This is a genomic window from Microcoleus sp. S13_C5 (assembly GCF_036700845.1).
In the GTDB taxonomy this organism is placed as follows: Bacteria; Cyanobacteriota; Cyanobacteriia; order Cyanobacteriales; family Microcoleaceae; genus Microcoleus.
Genome location: NZ_JAUBPR010000215.1, coordinates 1 through 5,023, shown reverse-complemented (window position 1 = coordinate 5,023; position 5,023 = coordinate 1). Strand labels below are relative to the sequence as shown.

Sequence of the window (5,023 nt, the reverse complement as noted above, 5' to 3'; positions counted from 1 at the left end):
GAGCAAATTAGTTCGTTGTCATCTTACAAGTTTATTCTTGAAGCCCTATTCTATGCAGCTTCATATTAAATTGGTATTACTGCACATTTTGTACAACTGTTAAGTTGCTACTAACTAATTGACTGCGGGAGAGGAATTTCCCTGCAAAACTCAGTACCTCGATCGCCCAATCGCTCAAACTTGGTTTCTATACCACACATATTTGCTTTTTGTCAAGAGATAGAGATCACTTTTGGGATGCTTAACTGAGTGATAGGAAATTTGATAAAGATTTACAAAAGAAACGTGTCAGAATGGAAACAATAAGGTAATGGGTAACAGACAAGGAGGCACTGATGGTAGCGCTGACTGAACGAGTCCAACGCAGATTGACGGTGGAAAAAGTCGAAATTGCCTCTGATACAACGGCAATTCGATGCCTGGACTGGGATAGAGACCGCTTTGACATCGAATTCGGACTCAAAAACGGTACAACTTACAACTCATTCATCATTCGCGGTGAAAAAACAGCCCTCGTCGATACCTCGCACGAGAAGTTTCGCCAGCAATACATGGACACTCTGACGGGCGAAATTGACCCGAAAGAGATTGACTATCTAATTATCAGCCACACCGAGCCAGACCACAGCGGTTTAGTCAAAGACGTGCTGGCGCTGGCACCCCAAGCGATTGTCGTGGGGGCGAAAGTAGCAATTCAATTTTTAGAAAACCTTGTACACCAACCCTTTGAGCGATTGGTAGTCAAAAACGGGGACAAACTAGATTTAGGAAACGGCCACATTATCGAATTCGTATCGGCGCCGAACTTGCACTGGCCCGATACTATTTTCAGCTACGACAGCAAAACTCAAGTGCTGTTCACCTGCGATGCTTTCGGGATGCACTACTGTACCGACAGCACCTTCGATGACGATTTAGCAGCAGTTGAGGAAGATTACCACTTTTATTATGAGTGCTTGATGGCTCCCAATGCTCGATCGGTACTCGCTGCGATGAAGCGGATGGCAGAGTTGGGAGAAATTGGTACAATTGCGACCGGTCACGGGCCGCTGCTGCGGCACAATGTGGTGGAACTTACCGGACGCTACAAGAAGTGGAGCCAAGCCCAAGCTAAGGCAGAAACCACTGTAGCGGTATTTTACACTTCCGATTACGGATTTAGCGATCGACTCAGCCAAGCGATCGCCCACGGTATCACCAAAACCGGTGTCGCTGTGGAAATGATGGATTTGAGAATCGCCGACTTGCAAGAAGTCCGCGAACTTGTCGGTACCGCAGTTGGTATCGTGATTTGTTCGCCGCCGAGTAGTGGTACTGCTGCTGCGAATGCCGAAGCTGCTATCAACACAATTTTAGTTGCGGCTAACAACAAACAATCTTTCGGTTTGTGCGAATCCGGGGGCGGCGATGACGCATCTATTTACCCGCTGCGAAACAAGTTCAAAGAGTTGGGTTTAAAAGAAGCATTTCCCAACATTTTGATTAAAGAAACGCCGACCGAAGCGATTTATCAACTTTGCGACGAAGCCGGCACCGACTTGGGACAGTGGCTAACGCGGGACAAGGCTGTCAAACAGATGAAAGCCCTCGACAGCGACCTCGATAAAGCTTTGGGACGAATCAGCGGCGGACTGTACATCATCACCGCCCAAAAAGGCGATGTTAGCGGTGCGATGCTGGCTTCCTGGGTAACGCAGGCAAGTTTTAAACCCCTGGGTTTAACAATAGCAGTTGCGAAGGATCGGGCGATTGAATCGATGATGCACGCAGGAGATAAATTTGTTCTCAACGTGCTCGAAGAAGGCAATTATCAAACCTTGATGAGGCACTTTTTAAAGCGTTTTGCTCCTGGTGCCGATCGATTTGCCGGAGTTAAAACTCAACCTGCTACCAACGGTTCTCCGATTTTGACAGATGCTTTGGCTTACATGGAATGCGAAGTAGTCAGCCGGATGGAACTTTCGGATCATCATATCGTATATGCGATCGTCGATAGTGGTCGCGTCTCCAATCCCGATGCACTGCCGGCAGTTCACCACCGCAAAGTCGGAAATCACTATTAGGAAGTCAGTTGACGGTTGACAGTTGACTGTTGTCAGTTCACTGTTGACTCTTGGCAGTTGGCAGTTGTCAAGTGCAAAGGGGAAATTCAACGATATATTCATTGACTGTCTGAGTCAACACACCCCAAACGTATTAGTAAGGTGCGTCAGCCGATGTTTTATTCGACTTCATCATCGACTATCTACTGACGCACCCTACAATTAGAGTCCAGGACTCAACTGGCTACGCAAAAACTCTCAAGGTTGGGTGTTTGTGGCGCACCTTACCGGGTTTTGGGCGTTGGGGGCGCCACAAGCAGCAAACCGGGCAAACCGTTGTCATTTAGACTCCATTTTTACTAGGGGAATTGCCAATGCCTGCCAATCTTTTAGAAGACCGAGATTACACAATTATTATTGCCAGAAGCGATGCCAGCAGAGACCCTCACCATCCTTGGTACGAGGAGTGGGTAGAAGCACAGGCATCTCTGATCGACTTAGCAAAAAAATGTCAGGAATTTGATAGCGACGGGATCACCCTTTACGAAGCTTCTACTCCTATGTGGAAGTATAAAAATTCAAATGTTGCCCGGTTAGCTGAAATTTTGCAGCGACAAAATACAGAACCGGATTCAGCAAACCCGACTGCAATTCATTTGGAAGAAGCTCTGAAAGCAACTTTTAGCGATTATTTCACAAGCAAACCAAATCCTAAAGGGAAGAACGGAGCAATAATTGTTGCAGTCCTAGATCAAAAACCCGAAAATACCGCTGCTGTCGCCGAAATAATTGTAAGTGCGGCAAATAAAATAGATAAAGATGAAGAAATTGGGGTGAGCTTTATCCAAATTGGGGATGATTTGAAAACCCGGGAATTTCTGACTGACCTGGATACCAATTTACAGGGTCGAGGCGCAAGGTTTGACATTGTAGATACCAAGTTTTGGCACGAAATCAAAAGAAGTTCAGTAGTTCAGTTTCTCATAGGTGCAATAAATGACTAACACTTTGACTCCTAGACTCGCATCTGATGCCAAACCCCGCGACGTGCAGTTTATCCCGATCGCACTCGATACTTTTATTCTGCGATCGCGCACTTGGGACAGACTCAAATTTGAAGTCGAGTATTCGCTGCAAAAGGGTACAACAGCAAATAGCTATATTATTCAAGCTGACAAAACTGCTTTGTTCGATCCGCCGGGGGAATCTTTTACTCAAAATTACCTGGAATTTTTGCAGCAACGGGTGGACTTGACAAAGCTGGATTACATAATTTTGGGGCATTTCAATGCTAACAGGTCAGTAACAATTAAAGCTCTGTTAGAATTAGCTCCTCAAGTAGCTTTGGTTTGCACGAATCCTGCTGCAATTAGTTTACGAGCCGCTTTTCCCGACCAAGAATTAAACATTCTGATTGTTCGGGGAGAAGAAACTCTCAATTTAGGAAAAGGTCACGCCTTAAAATTCATCGCGACTCCAACTCCCCGTTGGCCTGATGAACTTTGTACCTACGATCCGCACACTCGAATCGTGTTCACGGACAAACTATTTGGAGCTCACGTTTGCGGCGACCAAGTATTCGATGAAGGGTGGAGCGTTTACAGCGAAGATCGGCGCTATTATTACGATTCCCTGCACGCATCTCAGGCAAAACAAGTGCTGACTGCAATGGATAAATTCGCCGATTTACCAGCAGCATTTTATGCTCCCGGTCACGGCCCGATCGTCCGTTACGGCCTTAATGAACTGAGCAATTTGTATCGGGAATGGAGCCAGCAACAAAATTCAAAAGACTTGACAGTTGCTTTGATTTATGCTTCGGCTTACGGAAATACGGCTACTTTAGCGCAGGCGATCGCCAAAGGAATTACTAAAGCCGGCGTTGCGGTGGAAAGTATCAACTGCGAATTTGCCGAACCGGGAGAAATTCAAGAGGCGATCGAAAAATGCGCGGGATTTATCATCGGAACTCCCACGCTAGCAGGACACGCTCCGACGCAAATTCAAACTGCTTTGGGAATAGTTTTATCTACCGCAACTAAGAGCAAATTAGCGGGGGTTTTCGGTTCTTTTGGCTGGAGTGGAGAGGCGATCGACTTAGTTGAAAATAAGCTGAAAGATGCCGGCTATCGAATTGGATTTGAGCCGATTCGAGCCAAATTTAAGCCGACGGCAGCGACAATTCACGAGTGCAAAGAAGCGGGAACGGATTTTGCTCAAGCTTTGATTCGATCGCAAAAATTGCGGGCACCGAAACCGCAGTTAGCAGCGGGGAGCGATCGCACTGAACAAGCAGTAGGAAGATTGGTTGGTTCGCTGTGCGTACTCTCGGCGAAGCGGGGGGAGGTTAGCAGTGCGATGCTGGCTTCGTGGGTGTCGCAAGCAACGTTTAATCCGCCCGGTGTGACGATTGCGGTTGCCAAGGATCGAGCGATCGAAGCTCTGATGTACGCTGGAGATAAATTTGTACTGAATATCTTAGCCGAAGGGCGACAGTTGCGGAAGTATTTCATGAAAAACTTTGCTCCCGGAGAAGACAGATTTGCCGGAGTCGAAACAATGGAAGCTAGCAACGGCTGTCCGGTTTTGACTGAGGCTCTAGCTTATCTGGAATGCGAAGTGATAAGTCGGATGGAATGCGGCGATCACTGGGTAGTTTATGCGGCGGTTGAAAACGGTCATTTGCTGAAAAATGACGGGGTGACAGCGGTGCATTACCGGAAATCTGGGAGCCATTATTAAGGAATTTGTTATTAGACCTCTCCCATAATTCCAATCCCTTTCCCCGCTTGGTTTCTGACGGACGGTTCCCGCAGGAACCGTCCGTTAGAAACCAACGGTTCCATATGGGCTTCAACGGTCTATCGATAAAAACTGCCCAATTTTATGACCTAAATTTTACTGTTTTTTTTCAGTTTGTAGGGACTTTTATTGACACATAACAAGCGCACCTATTCGCCACCTTACTAATCCACATACCA

3 protein-coding genes are annotated in these 5,023 nt (G+C 46.7%); all 3 read left to right on the top strand.

Annotated elements, in window-relative coordinates; translation table 11 throughout:
• The first annotated feature begins 335 nt into the window (after nucleotides 1-335).
• The 3 genes from QUA04_RS28645 (at nucleotide 336) to QUA04_RS28635 (ending at nucleotide 4,784) form a co-directional block, all read left to right on the top strand.
• Nucleotides 336-2,063, top strand: a complete 1,728-nt coding sequence (locus QUA04_RS28645) for a diflavin flavoprotein (protein WP_333263883.1) — start codon at nucleotides 336-338, stop codon at nucleotides 2,061-2,063.
• Between the two features lie 353 nt (nucleotides 2,064-2,416).
• Nucleotides 2,417-3,046 (top strand): hypothetical protein, encoded by a 630-nt coding sequence (locus QUA04_RS28640; RefSeq protein ID WP_333263880.1) that lies wholly within the window; start codon nucleotides 2,417-2,419, stop codon nucleotides 3,044-3,046.
• Nucleotides 3,039-4,784, top strand: a complete 1,746-nt coding sequence (locus QUA04_RS28635) for a diflavin flavoprotein (protein ID WP_333263877.1) — start codon at nucleotides 3,039-3,041, stop codon at nucleotides 4,782-4,784. The genes QUA04_RS28640 and QUA04_RS28635 overlap by 8 nt, the downstream gene beginning before the upstream one ends.
• Nucleotides 4,785-5,023 lie beyond the last annotated feature (239 nt).

Excerpts from the sequence above, each read along its gene's own strand:
- QUA04_RS28645 (WP_333263883.1), top strand. The coding sequence starts at position 336 with ATGGTAGCGCTGACTGAACGAGTCCAACGCAGATTGACGGTGGAAAAA.
- QUA04_RS28640 (WP_333263880.1), top strand. The coding sequence starts at position 2,417 with ATGCCTGCCAATCTTTTAGAAGACCGAGATTACACAATTATTATTGCC.
- QUA04_RS28635 (WP_333263877.1), top strand. The coding sequence starts at position 3,039 with ATGACTAACACTTTGACTCCTAGACTCGCATCTGATGCCAAACCCCGC.